The sequence below is a fragment of the Acidaminobacter sp. genome (genome assembly GCF_030247605.1).
Classification (GTDB): domain Bacteria; phylum Bacillota; class Clostridia; order Peptostreptococcales; family Acidaminobacteraceae; genus Acidaminobacter.
This window is the reverse complement of record NZ_JAOTSB010000005.1, coordinates 48,201-66,250: the sequence shown is the minus strand read 5'-3', so window position 1 is coordinate 66,250 and position 18,050 is coordinate 48,201. Positions and strand designations below refer to the sequence as shown.

General features: G+C 48.5%; 21 protein-coding genes. 15 read left to right on the top strand and 6 right to left on the bottom strand.

Annotated features, from left to right (window positions below; translation table 11 throughout):
• Positions 1 to 157: 157 nt before the first annotated feature.
• From OEL90_RS03935 to OEL90_RS03890, 10 genes are read left to right on the top strand one after another with little or no spacing between them, the layout of a single operon-like run.
• Complete coding sequence (locus OEL90_RS03935; protein WP_300687199.1) at positions 158 to 643, top strand: Na+/H+ antiporter subunit E; 486 nt, start codon at positions 158 to 160, stop codon at positions 641 to 643.
• Positions 636 to 917: a monovalent cation/H+ antiporter complex subunit F gene (locus OEL90_RS03930; RefSeq protein ID WP_291403196.1), complete on the top strand. Its 282-nt coding sequence runs from the start codon at positions 636 to 638 to the stop codon at positions 915 to 917. The genes OEL90_RS03935 and OEL90_RS03930 overlap by 8 nt, the downstream gene beginning before the upstream one ends.
• The gene (mnhG, locus tag OEL90_RS03925) at positions 910 to 1,215 is read left to right on the top strand and encodes a monovalent cation/H(+) antiporter subunit G (RefSeq protein ID WP_300687198.1); all 306 of its coding nucleotides are present in this window, start codon (positions 910 to 912) and stop codon (positions 1,213 to 1,215) included. The genes OEL90_RS03930 and mnhG overlap by 8 nt, the downstream gene beginning before the upstream one ends.
• A complete protein-coding gene (locus OEL90_RS03920) occupies positions 1,212 to 1,451 on the top strand; it encodes a Na(+)/H(+) antiporter subunit B (RefSeq protein ID WP_291403200.1) in 240 nt (79 codons plus the stop codon). The genes mnhG and OEL90_RS03920 overlap by 4 nt, the downstream gene beginning before the upstream one ends.
• Positions 1,448 to 1,762, top strand: coding sequence for a hydrogen gas-evolving membrane-bound hydrogenase subunit E (gene mbhE, locus OEL90_RS03915; protein WP_291403202.1), 315 nt, complete (start codon positions 1,448 to 1,450; stop codon positions 1,760 to 1,762). Before OEL90_RS03920 ends, mbhE begins: the two co-directional genes overlap by 4 nt.
• Positions 1,743 to 2,162 (top strand): MnhB domain-containing protein, encoded by a 420-nt coding sequence (locus OEL90_RS03910; protein WP_291403203.1) that lies wholly within the window; start codon positions 1,743 to 1,745, stop codon positions 2,160 to 2,162. Before mbhE ends, OEL90_RS03910 begins: the two co-directional genes overlap by 20 nt.
• The gene (locus OEL90_RS03905) at positions 2,159 to 2,524 is read left to right on the top strand and encodes a sodium:proton antiporter (RefSeq protein ID WP_300687196.1); all 366 of its coding nucleotides are present in this window, start codon (positions 2,159 to 2,161) and stop codon (positions 2,522 to 2,524) included. Before OEL90_RS03910 ends, OEL90_RS03905 begins: the two co-directional genes overlap by 4 nt.
• Complete coding sequence (locus OEL90_RS03900; RefSeq protein ID WP_291403207.1) at positions 2,525 to 4,003, top strand: complex I subunit 5 family protein; 1,479 nt, start codon at positions 2,525 to 2,527, stop codon at positions 4,001 to 4,003.
• Positions 4,004 to 4,016: 13 nt separating this feature from the next.
• The gene (locus OEL90_RS03895; RefSeq protein WP_291403209.1) at positions 4,017 to 5,501 is read left to right on the top strand and encodes a complex I subunit 5 family protein; all 1,485 of its coding nucleotides are present in this window, start codon (positions 4,017 to 4,019) and stop codon (positions 5,499 to 5,501) included.
• Positions 5,502 to 7,661, top strand: coding sequence for a complex I subunit 5 family protein (locus OEL90_RS03890; protein WP_291403211.1), 2,160 nt, complete (start codon positions 5,502 to 5,504; stop codon positions 7,659 to 7,661).
• 167 nt (positions 7,662 to 7,828) lie between these two features.
• Here the strand turns inward: OEL90_RS03890 and OEL90_RS03885 are convergent, their stop codons facing one another.
• Positions 7,829 to 8,347: a DUF4364 family protein gene (locus OEL90_RS03885; protein WP_291403213.1), complete on the bottom strand. Its 519-nt coding sequence runs from the start codon at positions 8,345 to 8,347 to the stop codon at positions 7,829 to 7,831.
• Positions 8,348 to 8,557: 210 nt separating this feature from the next.
• Between OEL90_RS03885 and OEL90_RS03880 the strand changes: the two genes are divergently transcribed.
• On the top strand, positions 8,558 to 9,685 hold the full coding sequence (locus tag OEL90_RS03880) for a polysaccharide deacetylase family protein (RefSeq protein ID WP_291403215.1): 1,128 nt from the start codon (positions 8,558 to 8,560) through the stop codon (positions 9,683 to 9,685).
• Positions 9,686 to 9,695: 10 nt separating this feature from the next.
• Here the strand turns inward: OEL90_RS03880 and OEL90_RS03875 are convergent, their stop codons facing one another.
• Complete coding sequence (locus OEL90_RS03875) at positions 9,696 to 10,340, bottom strand: LysE/ArgO family amino acid transporter (RefSeq protein ID WP_291403216.1); 645 nt, start codon at positions 10,338 to 10,340, stop codon at positions 9,696 to 9,698.
• 153 nt (positions 10,341 to 10,493) lie between these two features.
• On the opposite strand from OEL90_RS03875, the gene hpt reads away from it, so the two are divergent.
• The gene (gene hpt, locus OEL90_RS03870) at positions 10,494 to 11,027 is read left to right on the top strand and encodes a hypoxanthine phosphoribosyltransferase (protein ID WP_291403218.1); all 534 of its coding nucleotides are present in this window, start codon (positions 10,494 to 10,496) and stop codon (positions 11,025 to 11,027) included.
• Positions 11,028 to 11,164: 137 nt separating this feature from the next.
• Here the strand turns inward: hpt and dapD are convergent, their stop codons facing one another.
• From dapD to OEL90_RS03850, 4 genes are all read right to left on the bottom strand, one after another.
• Positions 11,165 to 11,875: a 2,3,4,5-tetrahydropyridine-2,6-dicarboxylate N-acetyltransferase gene (gene dapD, locus OEL90_RS03865; protein ID WP_291403220.1), complete on the bottom strand. Its 711-nt coding sequence runs from the start codon at positions 11,873 to 11,875 to the stop codon at positions 11,165 to 11,167.
• Between the two features lie 30 nt (positions 11,876 to 11,905).
• The gene (gene dapB, locus OEL90_RS03860) at positions 11,906 to 12,655 is read right to left on the bottom strand and encodes a 4-hydroxy-tetrahydrodipicolinate reductase (RefSeq protein ID WP_300687193.1); all 750 of its coding nucleotides are present in this window, start codon (positions 12,653 to 12,655) and stop codon (positions 11,906 to 11,908) included.
• Between the two features lie 17 nt (positions 12,656 to 12,672).
• Positions 12,673 to 13,554 carry a 4-hydroxy-tetrahydrodipicolinate synthase gene (gene dapA, locus OEL90_RS03855; RefSeq protein WP_291403224.1) on the bottom strand — a complete coding sequence of 294 codons (882 nt, stop codon included), beginning with the start codon at positions 13,552 to 13,554 and terminating at the stop codon, positions 12,673 to 12,675.
• Positions 13,555 to 13,726: 172 nt separating this feature from the next.
• The gene (locus OEL90_RS03850; protein WP_300687191.1) at positions 13,727 to 14,722 is read right to left on the bottom strand and encodes an aspartate-semialdehyde dehydrogenase; all 996 of its coding nucleotides are present in this window, start codon (positions 14,720 to 14,722) and stop codon (positions 13,727 to 13,729) included.
• Between the two features lie 261 nt (positions 14,723 to 14,983).
• On the opposite strand from OEL90_RS03850, the gene OEL90_RS03845 reads away from it, so the two are divergent.
• Genes OEL90_RS03845 through OEL90_RS03835 form a run of 3 tightly spaced genes read left to right on the top strand, consistent with a single transcriptional unit; the run spans position 14,984 to position 18,050 of the window.
• Positions 14,984 to 16,147, top strand: a complete 1,164-nt coding sequence (locus tag OEL90_RS03845) for a M20 metallopeptidase family protein (RefSeq protein ID WP_300687189.1) — start codon at positions 14,984 to 14,986, stop codon at positions 16,145 to 16,147.
• Positions 16,144 to 17,301 (top strand): type II CAAX endopeptidase family protein, encoded by a 1,158-nt coding sequence (locus OEL90_RS03840; RefSeq protein WP_291403228.1) that lies wholly within the window; start codon positions 16,144 to 16,146, stop codon positions 17,299 to 17,301. The genes OEL90_RS03845 and OEL90_RS03840 overlap by 4 nt, the downstream gene beginning before the upstream one ends.
• On the top strand, positions 17,298 to 18,050 hold the full coding sequence (locus tag OEL90_RS03835; protein WP_300687187.1) for a class I SAM-dependent DNA methyltransferase: 753 nt from the start codon (positions 17,298 to 17,300) through the stop codon (positions 18,048 to 18,050). Before OEL90_RS03840 ends, OEL90_RS03835 begins: the two co-directional genes overlap by 4 nt.

Below are 18,050 nucleotides of genomic sequence, written 5' to 3'. Positions count from 1 at the left end.
TACAATGGGTATAGTAATATAAAATCAAGAGTAAAATGGAGAAATTAAACACGTTTGTAAGGACTGAAAAAACTGTGTTTATGAATATTTATTAAAAGTAACTTGCAGTTTGTATTTTGGCATGAAATTTGCATAATAATTATAATGGGTGATGAATATGAAAAAAATTATGCCGTTAACAGGTCTTATGTTGTTTTTCCTGATGCTGGCTGAAAGAATTACAATTGAAGCCGTCATCATTGGACTGGGACTTTCGTGGTTAGTCCTGAAACTCATACGTGTCAAGGTTGCAGAAAATGCAGGGCTTCCGCTGTATGCCCCGAGTCTGTGGTTGTCTTGGCTTTATTTGATTGCAGTACTCATAAAAGAGATTATTGCTGCCAATTTTCAGGTGGCAAAAATCGTGCTGAGTAAAACTATGCAAATTGAACCAAAGATTTATCACTATACGACCAGTCTTAAAGACGAGCGGTTGATCGTACTTTTGTCAAATGCCATAACACTGACGCCCGGGACCATGACGGTGGAGCTTGAACAAAACCAACTGACCATACACGCGCTGAATCAAGATTATTTCAAGGCGCTAACCGGGAATCCCATTGAAGAAATTCTGCTTAGAGTGGAGGCGCGGCTTAATGGATAAGTTTTTACTCGCTATAGCAGTTGCGCTGGCATTAACTTCGTTAATCTGCCTTGTTCGTGTCATTGTTGGTCCGACAAAGGGAGACCGGATTATTGGCATTAACGTCGTTGGGACGAAGACCATTGTCATCATTGCACTAATCGCTTTTATACTTAGAGAAACCTATTTTCTGGATGTTGTTCTCGTCTATGCGTTGATCAGCTTTATAGCATCCATATTTATCTCAAGGGAATTCGCAGAAGAGCCTGAAGAGGAGGACGAGCAGCATGCGTGATAGTCTTGTAGTCATTTTAATGTTGCTTGGGCTGTTCTTCTTTATTGTAGGGACACTTGGCATCCTCAGATTTCCGGATGCACTGACGCGTGCCCACGGCGCCGCGAAGTGCGACACTTTAGGCGCAGCCCTATGTTTGGTCGGTCTCATGATTTATTCCGGTTTTAATTCGGCATCGCTCAAACTGCTGATGGTGGTTGTCTTTATCTGGATTACCAATCCCACAGCGACACATGCCATTGCCCGGGGGATCCTGAAATCCAAGCTTAATTCTCAAGGGGGGTCTGAATCCCATTGAATACTTTTTCAATGCTTATACTGGGCCTTATGATTATAGGCAGCGTCGCAGTTTCTTACGTTAAAAATTTAATGAGCGCCGTTATTGTATTTATGATTTACAGCCTGATGATGGCTGTTCTCTGGGAACAGCTAAACGCGCCGGATCTGGCCATCACGGAAGCTGCGGTGGGCGCAGGGATCACGACAGTCCTGTTTGTACTGGCTATTCGAAGAGTCAGGAGGAAGGTCTCATGAAAAGAAAAATCGCAGCCGTACTGATTACAGTAAGCTTCATTGCTTTTTTGCTGATAGGCTTGTCGGATTTTCCGCCCTATGGCACTGCTGACAGTGCCGTTTATAACGAGGTGACAGCCCGCTACCTGGAGAAGTCCATTGAAGAGACCGGCGCAGTCAATGCCGTGGCTGGTATGATCCTCGATTATAGAGCCTTTGATACATTTATTGAAGCCTCGGTCATTTTTACAGCACTGGTTCTGGTTCTTATGATGCTCCAAAAAAACGATAAAGCTAATGGAGGTGATGGTAATGACCACGCCCATCATTAGGCGTATCGTAGGCTGGCTTTTACCATTTCTATGGATCTTCAGCTTTTATATCATGTTATTTGGACATTTATCGCCTGGAGGTGGATTTTCAGGAGGCAGCGTACTGGGTGCCTGCCTGATCCTCGACCGACATGTTAATGGCGCAAATGCATTTGGCGCCAGGTTTACCGGCGAACGGCTGTTAAAGTTGTCGCTGGCCGCGCTTTTACTTTATGGGATTCTCAAAGGCCAGTCGTTCCTTGCGGGGGTCCTGCACATGAACGGACTCCCAATTCCGCTGGGGACCCCTGGAAACATCCTCAGCAGCGGCTTGATCCTGCCGCTGAATGTGCTGGTAGGCATTGTGGTGGCAGTTGCCTTCTATCTGATTGCCACGTTGTTTGAGGAGGGACACCTGTGATATCTTTTTTAGCCTCACACTATTTCCAGATTGGCACCGTTATTTTGTTTGGGGTAGGGTTTATGACGCTGCTGCTCAATAATAATCTGATAAGAAAAATTATTGGACTTAATATCATGGATACAAGCATATTCTTGTTCTTTATTACCATAGGTTATACTGGAGGCCGTGAAGCACCTATTATAAATGGTGCATTTAAAGGGATTGACGCCTATGTGACCCCAATTCCAACCGGCCTGATGCTGACGGGAATTGTTGTCGCAGTCAGTACGACCGCTTTTGCACTGGCGCTGACCATACTGTTTTACGAACGCTTCGGAACCATTGATCTTTCCGAAGTGATGGACTCTAGGGGGGATTAGATGCAAGGTTTACATCTGACGAGTTTATTATCCATACTGATCCTGATGATCACCGCGTTTATAATGCCTGTCATAAAACAACGTCAATTAGTAACTAAAATCAGCCTGGCAACCATGGGCGTTGTCCTGGTCATGCTGGCATTGGTTGCTGTGGATGTAGCCAGAGTAGAGCATTATACCGCGACTATCGGCCATTATGACGCGCCATTTGGGATTACCTTCGACATTGGACCTATTGAAGCCGTTGTGGGCGTTCTGTTCGCCTTTGTTTCCACAATGGTGGTCTGGTACGCGAGCTTTGGCATTCATAAAGAAATCAAGGAAAACCGCGTTAAACTATTTTACACCTTAATTCATCTGCTGTTAGCTTCGCTGCTCGGCATCGTATTTACCTCGGACTTGTTTAACAGCTTTGTCTTCATTGAGGTCAGTACGCTGGCAGCGTGTGGTTTGATTGCCATCAAGGACAAACCTGAAAATATCAAGGCGACCATGAAATACCTGATCTTGAGCAGCCTTGGCTCTGGCCTCGTTCTCATGGGGATTGCCTATTTGTATTCCATGACCGGTCATTTGAACATGCGCGCTATTCATGAAACCCTCCAGGTAAGTGTAGCCGGAAATGAAAGGGCAATTTTAGTGAGTTTGACCATGTTTACTATTGGACTGGGCATTAAAGCAGCTATGTTTCCGCTTCATATATGGCTGCCGGACGCCCATGCTTCAGCGCCGGGACCATCCAGCGCCATTCTGTCCGGCATAGTCATCAAGGCGCCGGTCGTTTTGCTCTTCAAAGTGCTGTTTATGGTTTATGGTCATGAGATTTTGAAGGATACCGTGATCCTGAACCTTATTTTGATCTTTGGCGCGACGGGTATGATTATGGGGTCCTTGTTTGCCCGCGTACAAACTGATTTAAAGCGAATGGTAGCTTATTCCAGTGTCGCGCAAATGGGTTACATCTTCTTTGGCTTTGGACTCGGCAATGCCATGGGTATGACAATTGCCATCTATCATATTCTGGCTCACGGCCTGACGAAATCCTGCCTGTTTCTCTCTGTCAGCTCATTTATCGAGCAGACTGGGCAGAGGGATATTGATAATATGAGAGGGATCGGTCGTGAAATGCCTATCACTTTGGCGATTTTCTCACTTGGCGGCTTGTCCATGGTGGGTATTCCTATGCTGCCGGGATTTGTCAGCAAATGGAATCTGGCTTTGGCGGCCATAGACTATGGACAAATCTTTTTGCTGCTGATCATCTTGGCGAGCAGCTTGCTCAACGTCAGTTACTATTTCCCAATTATTATCAACGGATATTTCGGCAACGCGAATTTGGAAGGCAAGATTTACAAGTCGAAGATGAAGCCGGTTCGTGAGCTCGTTCCTCTGATTTTGCTTTCAATCATGATGGTAATCGTCGGCTTTGGGTCTGGTCCTATACTGGACTGGATCGCCAGCGCGATGCCTTCTTTGTAAAGGCGGCTTGTCCATGACATTCTTAATTGTATTGCCCATTTTTCTGCCCTGGCTGGCATCAATCTTTGCCACACAGAGCAGGATCATCACTGAAAAAAGATTAAAGCCCTATGTGGCAGTGGTCGTCATAACAAATTTCATAGTGCTCTTTACCGTGGTTTCATTGTTTCCCAAGGTCCGTTTTCACTTGCTGATGGTCAATCGATTTATCGACATCTATCTCAGGCCGGACAGTCTGGGGATTCTCTTTGCGGTGCTGGCATCCCTGCTGTGGATCTTTACAACTTTTTATGCTTTTGAGTACATGAAGCATGAGAATCGGGTCCGTCAGTTTTTTGTGTTCTTCTTGTTTACATTGGGCGTCACCATCGGCATAGCGTTCTCGGGGAATATGTTTACCCTCTATATTTTCTATGAGCTGCTGACGCTGGCAACCTTTCCGCTTGTCATACACGCGGGCAGCGAGGAGGCTCTGGCCAGCGGCAAGAAGTACATTATTTACTCGTTTTCCGGAGCGACGCTCGTCCTTCTTGGTATGCTGCTTGTCTTCAGCATCACCAATGACCTGAGTTTTTTGCCGGGGGGAATTGTGAATTTCAGTCATTTTGGAGGCACGGACCACAACGAGTTTATTATGCTCCTTGTGGGCTACCTGAGCCTATTTCTGGGGTTTGGCGTCAAGGCGGCACTGGCACCGTTCCATTCCTGGCTTCCAAACGCCATGGTCGCGCCTACGCCTGTAAGCGCACTGCTGCACGCTGTAGCCGTTGTCAAATCCGGGATCTTTTCGCTTATGCGCACGACTTATTTCCTGTTTGGACCGGTTAGTGTTGCCATGCTGGGGGCCTCAAATTACTTGCTGCCTATTATTGTTTTGACCATAGTCATGGGATCACTTATGGCACTTCATCAAGACAATCTAAAAAAACGACTGGCGTATTCCACAATCAGTCAGCTGGGTTACATTATCCTGGGCATAGCACTGCTTAATCAGGATGCTTTTATAGGCGCGCTGCTGCATTTGATCAATCATGCGGTCATTAAAATTACGCTGTTCTTTGTGGCGGGAGCCATTTATTATCAGACGGGCTTTAAGTATGTCCATCAGCTGGATGGTATAGGGAAACGCATGAAGGTGACCATGATCTGTTTTGGACTTTCGGTTATTTCCCTGATTGGCATACCGCCGACCAACGGGTTTGTCAGCAAGTGGTATCTGGCGCTGGGCGCTTTAAAAGCGCACAACGTACTTTATGCAGTCGCATTGCTTCTCAGCGCCTTTCTAACGGCGGCCTATCTTCTTCCTATTGCCGTACAAGCCTTTTTCAGCAAGAAAGAGACGCCGGAGCTTGATGCTATTGGTGAAGGTAAATCGCTGGATCCTTCAGATACCATGTTAATCCCTATATTTTTATTGACCGCAATCGTCATTCTGCTCGGGATCCTTCCGAACCCAATCGTCAGCATAGTAACGCGCATTGCCGGGGAGGTGTTCTAAGTGGCAAACAGTTTTTGGATTTTAATGATGCTTGTCATTCCCGGCGCTGCGTCTCTGATTGGCGCTATTCAGGGAAATAAGAACGAAGGCCTGAGGAATGCGCTGCATCTGTCGGTTTATGCTTTTGTGTTTGGCATAGTCGTTTTGCTGTATGAGCCAGTCAGCCAGGGTGACATTGTGGTGTTTGTGCCTAACCTGATGGGAACCGGTTTGATGTTGAAGCTGGATATGCTGAGATACATCTTCGTTTGGCTGACAGCATTCATTTGGCCATTGGCTATGATTTTCTCCACTCAATATTTAATTCGACATAAGAACAGAAACAGATATTATGCCCTTTTTATGCTGACCTATTTCAGTACCATGGGCATGTTCCTCTCTGAAAACATTCTGAATTTGTTTACCTTTTTTGAATTAATGTCCATTTCATCCTACTTCCTGGTCATTCACGACGAGGATGAATATGCCCACCGTGCAGGCGCCTCTTATTTGGCCATGGCTATAGCAGGTGGTTTGATGGTTTTGCTGGGCATCCTTTTGGCGTATAACTTTGCGGGCACCTTGATCATATCTGAAATGGATTTGAAAGAAGCTTCACAAGTGACCAGAATAGCCATAGGCTCACTCATCCTGATAGGCTTTGGTATCAAGGCGAGCTTATTCCCGCTGCACGTTTGGCTGCCTAAAGCATACACGGCGGCGCCAATGCCGGCGACCATAATATTGTCGGCGGTACTCGCTAAGACGGGCGTTTTTGGCATCATTGTAACACTTCACTATCTATTGGATGGTGAGCCGGTGATTTCTTATGCGATTCTGATTTTGGGCATGCTGACTATTTTGGTCGGTGGCGGATTAGCCATGTATCAGAGAAACGTCAAGCGGATTCTGGCCTACTCAAGCATGAGTCAAATGGGGTATATTCTGCTCGGGATCGCTTTGATCGAGATCCTCGGCAGTCATGGGGGTCTGGCTGTTTACGGCACGCTGTTTCACATTGTCAATCACGGCATCATCAAAACACTGTTGTTTATTGGTGCCGGTGTCATCTACATTGCGCTTCACGAGCTGAGTATCAACGTCATCTACGGCTTTGGGCGTTTAAAGCACTTCCTGAAGGCGCTGTTTCTATTTGGTGCCCTAGCGGTGGCGGGGATGCCTGGATTAAACGGCTACGCCAGCAAAACCATGATTCATGAAGCACTGCTTGAAGCCGCTCATGAATTTCCGGGTCCGTTGTTCAGTATTCTGGACATTTTATTCTATTTTGGCAGTGCAATGACTGTGGCTTATATGCTGAAGTTTTTCGTAGCAGTTTTTATTGAGAAGAATGAAGAATATTATGGTCAGCACAGACATTTGATCAAATGGCCTGTACTCCTTCCAATGTCAATTTTGTCCGGTGCGATTGCCATTTTGGGCATGCGGCCGGAATGGGTATATGCGCCGCTGTCTCAAGCTGCCGAGATCCTGGGGGCGAGTGGTGAGGTTCATCCGCATCTCTTTGCAACCGAAGCACTGCGGGCATCAGGCGTCATTTTTGTGCTTGGCTTTGTCATGTATGCGACGTTTATAAGGATTTACCTGCGAAGACAGGTGGATGGCCACGCGGTTTATGTGAATCCTTCCAATACCTTTATCCGAATAGAAGAGGATTTGATGATTCCTGTATTTACTGCGATCTTCAAAGGCATGACTGTTTTCTTCAGATTCTTTGATCAGTGGCTGATTCGCCTGGGTGAATTCATTGGGGACTCACTTCACAGACTTGCTGACGTGAAACCAAAGAAATGGATTGAGGCGAATGGGAACAACCTCTCTGACGCAGGAACGCACCTGATTGAATCGCTGGAAAGCGCTTCCTCAGGAAAATTCGCTCAGCCGCTGATTGAAAAAGGAGATGCTGCTTTGGGAAAATTGACGGGCGAAAAACTGTCAGAGCCCCTTCACCGCTCCGGAGAAGCTATTGCGCATCTGGCTGACGAGAGCCTCAGAAAAGGTCATAAGCTTAAAGATGAAGGCGAGACCACGGTCAGAAAAGCGGTCTACAGAGCTAACTTTAATATCAGTACGGTGACGTATTCGATCTTCTTGTTTGGCGCTATATTGGTGCTCAGTTTTATCTTTATCTTCCTGAACAGCACTTTAGTTAAATATTAATCCCGGACGAATGGTTTTGGGAGAAAAAAAGGAAGAAGGTACAAGTCGGAGGGCTCGATTATAATTCGAGATCCTGACAGGCACTTTCTTCCTTTTTCCATTTGGTTTAAACTTAGTTTATAGCGCCCTTGCTCACTTAGCGATCTCAAACTATAGTAAGGATACACTCAATCTCTCGGAGGCGCGAACAGTGCGTCTGTCAATAGGTTCATGAGCGCGGTCAAGGCTTGGCGATTTTGCTGAGTCCAAGCTTTAGCCATAGCCTCGCCGAGCTTGCGGTCCTCCATGCTAAGCATAAGGCACAGACCGCGGTCTGTGTGCATAAGCTTAAGTACTTGAGCACCCTCGTACACCGCCCACTCTGAAGTATAGGTTGGGGTATGGGTGTTCAAGGTTTCAACGGTCGTTTTCAAAGCGTTCAGCGTCTCTTCTTCAACACGGTCTGAGAAGTATAAAATTGCATTTTCACCGCGCTCTGTGAGACGATACCGATTCGTTCCCGCATCCCGCACCAGGCCTGAGTCTTTGAGTTCGCCCAGACAGTGTGTAAATTCGAAGTAGTTCATTCGGCCGTCCCTAAGCATCAAATCCATCAATATGTCGTGGGCTGGATCTTTGAGCAGGGCGATCCCTTCCAGCAGTAACATCTTCTTTTCAATTTGTTGTTTAGAATCATCAAAAAACACAGGACCACCACCTTACTCGTATCTGATAAATGTATCCCTATTATACCATAAACCTCATAAAAATGAGGACGCGCATTAATGTGACGCAACATTATAAATGGTAAATGTTTAGTTACATTTTACTTTTTTTAGTGTGTTATGACGCGCGTTCCAATATACTTAATATACATAAGTGCAAAAAGAAATATAATTTAGAAAGGCGGACATAAAATGCTGTTGTCATCTGGGTATTTCAAACGTCATAAAACAAAAAAACGTCACAGATCCTTATCTGCTTTAATTTTGTCTCTGCTCTTTGCAGTATCCTTATTTGGTGGCTGCAGTGCTGACATAAATTCTGCAGAATCTTCTTCTCCAAATGGTGAAGTGACGCCGCCGGAAGTCATTGTTGAATCGCCGGGGCCCGTTGAGATGCCGGCGGAGCAAGAAGTGCCTGAGGTGCCTGAAATTGACTTCAATGTGGTCAAACCAAATGAATTGGGAGAAGTCATGGTGATTATGTATCACAATTTAGGGGACAAAAATACGGATTACGCCCGTACAGCAGAATCTTTCCGCGCCGATCTGGAGCGACTTTATGAAATGGGCTTCAGAACATTGCCTCTCAGGGATCTCGTAAAAGGCAACATTACAACACCTGCTGGTTATACACCAGTGGTCTTAACCTTTGACGACGGACACATCACAAACTTCAAGCTTCTGGAGGATCAGACCATTGATCCGGACTGTGTCGTAGGCATCATGTCCGCGTTTGCTGAAGAACACCCGGATTTTGGCATGCATGCTACTTTTTTCTTTAATGGGGGGACCCCATTTGCTCAGAAAGATTCTGTCGCGTTCAAATTCAACTACATGCTGGAAAACGGCATGGACATAGGAAATCATAGCTTTGGCCATGAGCACTTTAAACCGCTCAGCGCTCATGAGGTGGAAGCAGCGCTTGGTAAAAATGCAGTGCAGCTCAAAAAACTGCTCCCTGAAAATTATGAGATCGATCTGTTGGCACTTCCCTACGGTGAACGGCCTGCGGAAGGACAGAGAGGAACGCTGATTGAAGGTCAGTATGAAGGCGTACCGTATAAAAACATTGCCATACTTAACGTCGGTTGGAAACCCAGCGTTTCGCCATTTGACGTGAGTTTTGACTTTGCCTCAATTCAAAGGGTCCAGAGTGGCGACGGTCACCTCCAGCTGACAGATTGGCTGGATGGCTATGCAGCCAATCCGGACAAGCGCTTTATCAGTGACGGCAGGGCAGATCGTGTCGCCATACCCGCTATACTGTCTGAAAAAGTTGATTTGACGGGGTTTGAAGGCTTGGAGCTTTTAGAGTATTAAATTGTCATTTTCACCTTGCCACAAATCCCTGCCAAACCGCCATAATGCCAAAAACTAAAATAATTAAGCCAGACAAGCGGTTGATCCAGATGAGATTATCCGGCTTGGACAATAGTTTCAGTCTGGACAGCGCGAAAGTCAGCATCAGCCACCACAGCGCCGAGCCTGTGAAAACGCCTGCTACGGTGAGTAATGGCGCAGCCAGGCCATGAGAGGTGACACCGCCTGCCAATCCAAGTCCTGAAAAAATCGCTATAAAGGACAATATAGTCATAGGATTGGTCAGCGTCAGAAGAAAGGTGGAAAACAGCATTCCGAGGTCACTGTGGCTGGTGCTGGAGTCAATTCTGTCCGCCCCGGCAGCGCGATCTGCGGGCTTGGAGCGCAGGATTCCCTGACCCAGATAAATCAGAAAGAGACCTCCGCCCAGCCTGAGAAAATTTTGCTGATTGATCAAAAAGGCGGAGACTGCGCTGAGTCCAAAAGCCGCTACGGCACCATAAACGCCGTCTGCAAACGCGGCGCCGAGGCCTGTCATGAGGCCTGCACGGCGACCGTTTGCAAGGGTTCTGCGGATGCACAGCAGCCCAATTGGACCCACCGGCGCAGCGATAGACAAACCAATAATCAAACTTCTTAGCCATAATTGGAGCATGACAACACCTCTTTCGTCGCTAACCGACGGATTGGATCTGAATTCAGTTTGTAGTTGTTCGGCACCCGCGGTCATTTTCCCTTCAAATGAGTTGAATTTAAAGTCAAAAAAGCATAAAATAAAAGAAATCAGACCTTAAGGGGTGACCTATTCATGAGTATAGAAAACAAACGCAGAGAAATTCTGGTTTCCAGAGAAGAAATAGAACGCCGGGTTGTTGAGCTTGGAAAAGAGTTAACCAAGGACTATCATGGAAAGAATCTGCTGGTGGTGTCGCTGCTCAAAGGCAGCTTTATTTTTACCGCAGATCTGGTCCGCAAGATCGATCTTCAGCTTCGGGTCGAATTTATGACCACCTCCAGCTATGGCCACGGCGAGGAATCCACCGGGAGCGTTGAGGTGACCCAGGACATTGGCGTTGACTCTCTGGAGGGCTATGATGTTCTTGTCGTGGACGACATTACGGACTCCGCCCACACTATGACAGGCGTATTCGAGCATTTGAAGCGCAAAGGTGCGGACAGCGTCAAGTGCTGCGTCCTCCTCGACAAGCCATCCAGGCGCCAGGTGGAATTTGTACCGGACTATGTAGGCTTTACTATTCCGGATATGTTCATTGTCGGCTATGGCCTCAATTACGGCGACTACTTCCGCAATGTCGACCACGTCTTCGCATTTGTAGATTAAAGCATCGGTTATCCGGCGAAACATCTGATCTTTAAACTAAAACAGCCTCAAGGCCGCGGGTGGCGCATATAAGCACCCTGGCGCCATGAGGCTGTTTTGTATTATAAGATCAAGGTTTTGGCCGATGGTCGCGTTTCCTACTTCCTGAGATCATCCAGGAGCTGCGTCTTTCCTTCGGTTTTTTCATCTTTCGCCTTGATGATTTTCGCTGGCGCTCCGGCGACGACTACGCCTTCAGGCACATCTTCTGTGACAATGGCGCCGGCGGCAACGACGGAATTCTTACCGACTTTGACACCTTCCAGAACCACAGCGTTGGCACCGATCAAAACGCCATCTTCAATGATGACAGGTGTAGCGCTAGGCGGCTCGAGTACGCCTGCCAGGACCGCGCCAGCGCCAACGTGCGCGTTCTTGCCTACAGTGGCGCGGGCGCCGAGGACTGCGTTCATGTCGATCATGGTATTGTCGCCAATTTCAGCGCCAATATTGATGACAGCGCCCATCATGACCACGACGTTTTCGCCAATTTTAACGCGGTCTCTAATGACGGCGCCCGGCTCGATTCTGGCTTTGAGCTTTTTGAGGTCAAGCATAGGGATGGCAGAATTCCGGCGGTCATTTTCAATGACATAATCATCAATACCCTGGCTCTGGGTTTCGATCAGGTCAAGAACGTCATCCGCTTCACCAAAGAGCACATGGAAGGGCGCTTCACCAAAACAGCGGATCTGTGAGCCTTCAGGCAGGGTGATGTGACCGCGGATATAAGCTTTGACAGGTGTGGATTTTTTGGCGTCTTTAATAAAACGCGCGATTTCATAGGGGTTTGTCATATCATACGTCATAAATTGGCAAGCCTCTCTTCTTATAATTTTTTACAGGATATCTTTCATGCTGTAGAGACCAGGTCCGGCGTCTTTGAGGAATCGGGCTGCTTTGATGGCGCCTTCCGCGAAGACCTTCTTAGATGCCGCGCTGTGTCTGATTTCAAGGACTTCGTCAGTACCTGCGAACAGAATTTGGTGTTCGCCTACAATGGTTCCGCCGCGAACCGCGTGGATTCCGATTTCATTTGGCATGCGCTTTGCGTCTTTGCCATGACGGCCGTGCTGATAGTCATAGGCCTTGTTGGCCGCTTCATTGACCCCATCCGCGATCATCAGGGCAGTGCCGCTTGGCGCATCCAATTTCTTGTTGTGGTGCTTTTCAATGATTTCAATGTCATAGCGTTGTCCCAGGATTTCTGATGCACGGCGGGCGAGATCGATCAGCAGGTTGATGCCAAGGGACATGTTGCCGGAACGAAACAGAGCGACTTTTGATGCTTTCGCTTCGATGTCTGAAATGATGTCTTCAGAAAGTCCTGTGGTGCAAATGACTGCCGGGATGCCACTGGAAGCGGCGAAGTTCACCAGGCCCGGCACTGCGGTGTAATGGGAGAAATCTATGATGACGTCACCCTCAATGTCCTCAGCCTCAAAAGAATCGAACTGGGGAAACTTGGCGTCTGGATCAGGGTGTCGGTCAATACCGCAGGAAATGACCAGGTCCGGCTGCTCAGCGACCAGCTCCCGGACGTTTTTGCCCATAGCGCCGTTCGCGCCTGAAAGAATGATTCGGATCATGGGATCACCTCACTGGTTTATAGAAGTCCTGCTGCCTTGAGCTCGCGCTCCAGGCGCTCCACATTTTTAGGTTCCATTTCATAAAGTGGGCCTCTGAGCGGGCCGACTTCCTTGCCCATCAGATTCAAAGCGGTTTTGACAGGGATAGGATTGACTTCGCAGAACAGGGCGTCAATCAGCGGCTTGAGACCGAGCTGCAGCTCCAGTGACTTTGCAAAGTCGCCGTCAAGATAGTGCATGACCATGTCGTGAGTCTCACGCGGCATGATGTTGGAAAGTACGGAGATCACACCGTCTCCGCCGACAGACATCAGAGGTACGATCATATCGTCGTTGCCGGAGTAGAGATAGAAATCCTCCGGAATCAGGCGGGCGATTTCAACCACTTGTGCGATATTGCCGGAAGCTTCTTTGATCCCTTGGATATTCGGGTGTTTAGACAGTGCCAGGACGGTTTGCGGATCAATATTGACGCTGGTGCGCCCCGGTACGCTGTAGAGGATGATGGGAATATTGACGCTGTCCGCAATGGCGTTGAAATGACGGATCAGGCCAGACTGCGTCGCCTTGTTGTAGTATGGGGTGACGAGGAGAAGACCATCCACACCAACAGACTCTGCGTACTGGCTCATTTCAATAGCGTGCTGCGTATCGTTGCTGCCTGTGCCTGCGATGACCGGCACGCGGCCTGCGACGGCCTCAACTGCGAATTTGATAGCTTCCATATGTTCGTCATCCCGGAGCGTCGGTGCTTCGCCGGTGGTGCCGCAAATGATGATGGCATCTGTTTTTTCGGAAATCTGCCAATCGATCAACTCTCTAAGCTTTGTGAAGTTGATTTTGTTGTCAGCATCGAACGGCGTGACAATTGCGACACCGGCGCCTTTGAATAAACTCATCAAAAATCATCCTTTCAAAATAGGCTGTTTATGTAGAAAAAGTTTCCGGGCTTTGTGCTTCAAGTGCCTGACGCTCCCAGGCGGCACGGCCCAAATTCAGCTTGATGTGAAGAAAGGACCCGGGAAGCCTCCTGGGTCCTGCTGATTCTTATTATAGCATAAAAAAGCGGGACTAAAACTTTTCTGCGAGCAGCTCCGCAATTTGAACTGCGTTTGTAGCAGCGCCTTTTCTGGTGTTGTCGGCGACGACCCAAAGGTTCAGGCCGTTCTCAACGCTGAAGTCTCTGCGGACTCGGCCAACGTAGACTAGATCTTTTCCTGCGGCTTCTGCTGCAAGGGGGTAAACGCTGTTCGCAGGATCATCCTGAAGGACAATGCCCGGGCTTGAAGCGAACAGAGCTTTGACGTCCTCAACCTCAAACGGCTTTTTCAGTTCGACGTTGATGGATTCACTGTGGCTGTAGAAAATTGGAACGCGTACTGTTGTGGCTGTAATTCTGAGAGATTGGTCGCCCATGATTTTTTTGGATTCATCAATCATCTTCATTTCTTCTTTGGTGTAGCCGTTGTCGAGGAACACATCGATTTGCGGCAGGCAGTTTCCTGCGATAGGGTGTGGATAGGCTTTCTTGAGGTGATTGCCTTTGAGGCCTTCTTCGAGGTCTGTCATGCCTTTGACACCGCTGCCGGAAACAGCTTGATAAGTCGAGTAGATGACGCGCTCAATGCCGTACGTATCGTAGAGCGGCTTGAGGGCGACAACGGCTTGAATGGTCGAGCAGTTTGGATTGGCGATGATGTTCTTGTGATTGTCCAGCGCCTGCGGATTGACTTCCGGCACGACAAGCGGCACTTCCGGATCCATTCGGAACGCGCTGCTGTTGTCCACGACGATGACACCTTTGGAAGCCGCAATTGGAGAATATTTCAAACTGGTGTCGCCGCCGGCGGAAAAGAGGGCGATTTGGATGTCGCGATCAAAAGATTGCTCGTTCAGCGGCTCTACGATATATTCCTTGCCTTTGCAGATCAGGACCTGGCCGGCAGAACGCTCGCTGGCGAAACAATAAAGGTTGTCAAACGGGAAATCACGATCTTCAAGGACCTGTAGAAAGTTGCGGCCGACCATACCGGTTGCGCCGACGACCGCGATGTTAATTTTTTTCATGTAAAACTGCCTCCTTCTAAATGAATGCTTTATACAGAAAAATGCATATTTCACGCGGCGATGGATCAGCTTGCGCATGAGGGGAACAGCATTTTAGAGTCACTTAAATATGTTGCCGTTATAACATAATTAATGAATAAAACTGTTAAATTTTTTTAATAATAGCACTCAAGACCCCGGATGTCAATAAAGTTTGTCGTGTTCCTTCACTTTAAGGTATAATGATTATTGTGAAGAACCTGTTGCTTGGGAGGGAAATGTATGTTTATACCGGATCAAACCACAAAAGATAAATTAGAGCTTGCGATTCGCCACAGGCGTGCGCTGCATCAAATACCAGAAGTTGGATTTCAGGAAGTTGAAACTCAGCGCTATATCCTCTCTGCCCTGAAGGTTCTCGACGGTGTCGTAGTCGAGCGCGTAGCGGAGACAGGTGTGTCAGCCTGGATCCAGGGAGAAAGTGAGAAGAGCATAGCCTTCAGAGCTGATATGGACGCCCTGGAGGTCACAGAGAAAACCGGCTTGGTCTTCGCGTCGTCCCATAAAGGCAGGATGCATGCCTGCGGACATGACGGCCATATGACTATGGCGCTGCTCTTAGCCCAGTCACTTTCTGAACAGCGCCACAGATTGAAAAAGAGCGTGCTGATTTTGTTTCAGCCTGCTGAAGAAGGTCCGGGCGGCGCTAAAGTCCTTGTAGAATCCGGGATTTTTGAAAAGTACCATGTAGAGTCCATCTTTGGCTATCATCTGTTTCCGGAAGTGGCCTCTGGTCTTTTCGCGACCAGGAGCGGCCCTTTGATGGCCATGACCGGCGAGTTTGACATAGAAATTAAAGGAAAAAGCGCCCATGGTGCCATGCCTCATCTTGGAAAAGATGCTTTACTGGCTGCGTCAAGCCTCGTCTCAGTCCTGCAAAGCGTGGTCAGTCGAAATGTCAAGCCTACCGAATCCGCAGTCCTGACAGTGGGCAAAATGTATTCCGGTGAAAAGCGCAACGTGATCGCCGGGCACGCACGACTTGAAGGGACGTTCAGAGCTTTTTCCAAAGACGTCTTTGAAACCTCCCTCGCTCGCATGCAAACTATTGTCAACGGCGTTGCCAAGGGCTATGACTGCGAGGCTGAGATCGAGGTCCGGCCCATGTACCCGCCTGTGCTCAACGATCCGGGTCTGACTGAACTGTTCATTGAAGCTGTAGGGCGAGAGAATGTTCTGGAAATAGAGCCGCAGATGCTGGCAGAGGACTTTTCCTATTATCAGGAAGCCGTTCCGGGACTTTTTGTTTTCGTGGGATGCAGAGACGCGGCTCAAGGCCATCTGTTTGGCCTCCACCACGAGTGCTTTAATTTTGACGAAAATGTATTGCTGAACGGTGTATCTGCCATGATTAAAGTGTTTGAAAAAGCCGGGGTTCTGATATGAAGGATCAGCTTAGTTCCCATTATCCTCTGACCCCCGTCAGCTGGGCGTTCCTGATCCTGGCGGCGGCATTTTTGACACTTGGGTCTATGGCCCAGTCGGCGAATTTTGAGCTGGGGGTTCTTTTTACGGAATACGGGCTGCTGGTGATCCCGCTGGTCCTGCTTGGACTCGTTTTTAAGGTGGACTTAAAGAAAGCCTTGCGGTTCAATCCAATCCCAGTTAGAATTGGATTGAAAATTTTTGGCGCCTCTCTGTTGATGATTCCAGGGGTCGCATTTTTGAATGTCACTGTCATTGCCATTCTCATGATGACAGTTCATTTTATTCCTCAGACTTTACCGGAAGCATCGGCCGGGACCGGTTTTCTGGTCAGTTTTTTTGTCATGGCCATCACCCCCGGGATCTGCGAGGAGCTCTTTTTCAGGGGCATGGTGATGAACGCGCTGGAGGGCCGGTTCGGATACCGGTTCGCGGCAGTTTTGAGCGCCGTCCTCTTTGGGCTGTTTCACTTCAATCTCGCCAATCTCGTCGGCCCAATATTCCTGGGGCTGCTGTTCGGCTGGCTGGTGCAGGTGACGGGGTCCATCTACGCCGGTATGATTGGTCACGCGGTCAACAATGGCTTCGCCGTGACAATTTCCTATCTCATGACCCGGGGCCAGGAGATCAGCATGGAGACGGGGATGGATTTGACGGAATTGTTTTTGGAGAATAAGGACATGCTCATTGCAAGTCTGGCCGGTGCGGCAGGACTCCTATTTGTGATTGCTGTGCCTATGGTAGCTTTTGGGCTGATGATCTATCGCTCCATTCGCCTGGAATATTTGAAACCCGGTGACATCCTCAAGATTTCCGGCCAACAGTTTGTCGTGACGGGCCGGCCTCTTGCTGCGACTGCGGTCGGAGACGCGCAGGCTTGGCTGTATCCTTATGATCAGGTTCCAACGCTTGAGCATTACGAGGATGCCATCAGCCTCGTGAACCTTAATGCGGTCAGAAGCGAACGACAAGTCAGACTCTCAAACCGGCACTGGGTCAAAAGCGAACGCCCGAAAATGAAATTGAAGGAAAGCCTGCCTCTTTGGAGCGGCGCAGTGCTCTATCTGGCAATTGGGGTGTACTTGATTCTGATGTTCAGGGGGATTCTGTCATGACGGATGCTTATTCCGGATTTGCCCTATGCTATGACGCGCTCATGTCTGAAGTGGATTACGACGACTGGACGGAGCGGCTTCTGGAGGTTGCTTTAAAACATGGCGCAAAACCGGCAAAAATTGCGGACCTGGCCTGCGGAACCGGAAACATCACCAACGCGCTGGCACAGCGGGGTTATGATGTCATTGGGGTAGATCTGTCGCAGCCCATGCTTTCCATTGCCCAGGACAAGGCATACGAGGCGCATCTCAAGGTCCGCTATCTGCTTCAGGATCTGGTGACGCTGAAATTGCACAGACCTGTGGATCTGCTGACCATGATCAATGACGGCATCAATTATATAGAGGGTGAGTTCCGGCTGAAGAGCGCCTTTGAGCATATGGCAGGCGCACTTGTGGCCGGAGGGCTGCTGCTGATGGAGTTCAGCACACCTTATAAACTGGAGCACGTTTTGGGCAACTCGACCATAGCTGAGAGTGATGAAGAGATTTCGATGATCTGGGAAAATGCCTATGATCCTGGTTCCAGAACGCAAACTATGCATTTGACCTTTTTTCTGAAGTGTGAGGATCAACCCAGCCTTTATGAGCGTTTTGAGGAGACCCATGTCCAGCATGCCCATGAGGCGGCAGTCCTGGCGGCTCTGGCTCACGACTGGTTTGAAACGGTTGAAATTCTCGACAGCGAGACCATGCTGCGGCTGGGGCCGACTTCAGAACGGGCATTAATAATTTTTCGGAGGAGATAA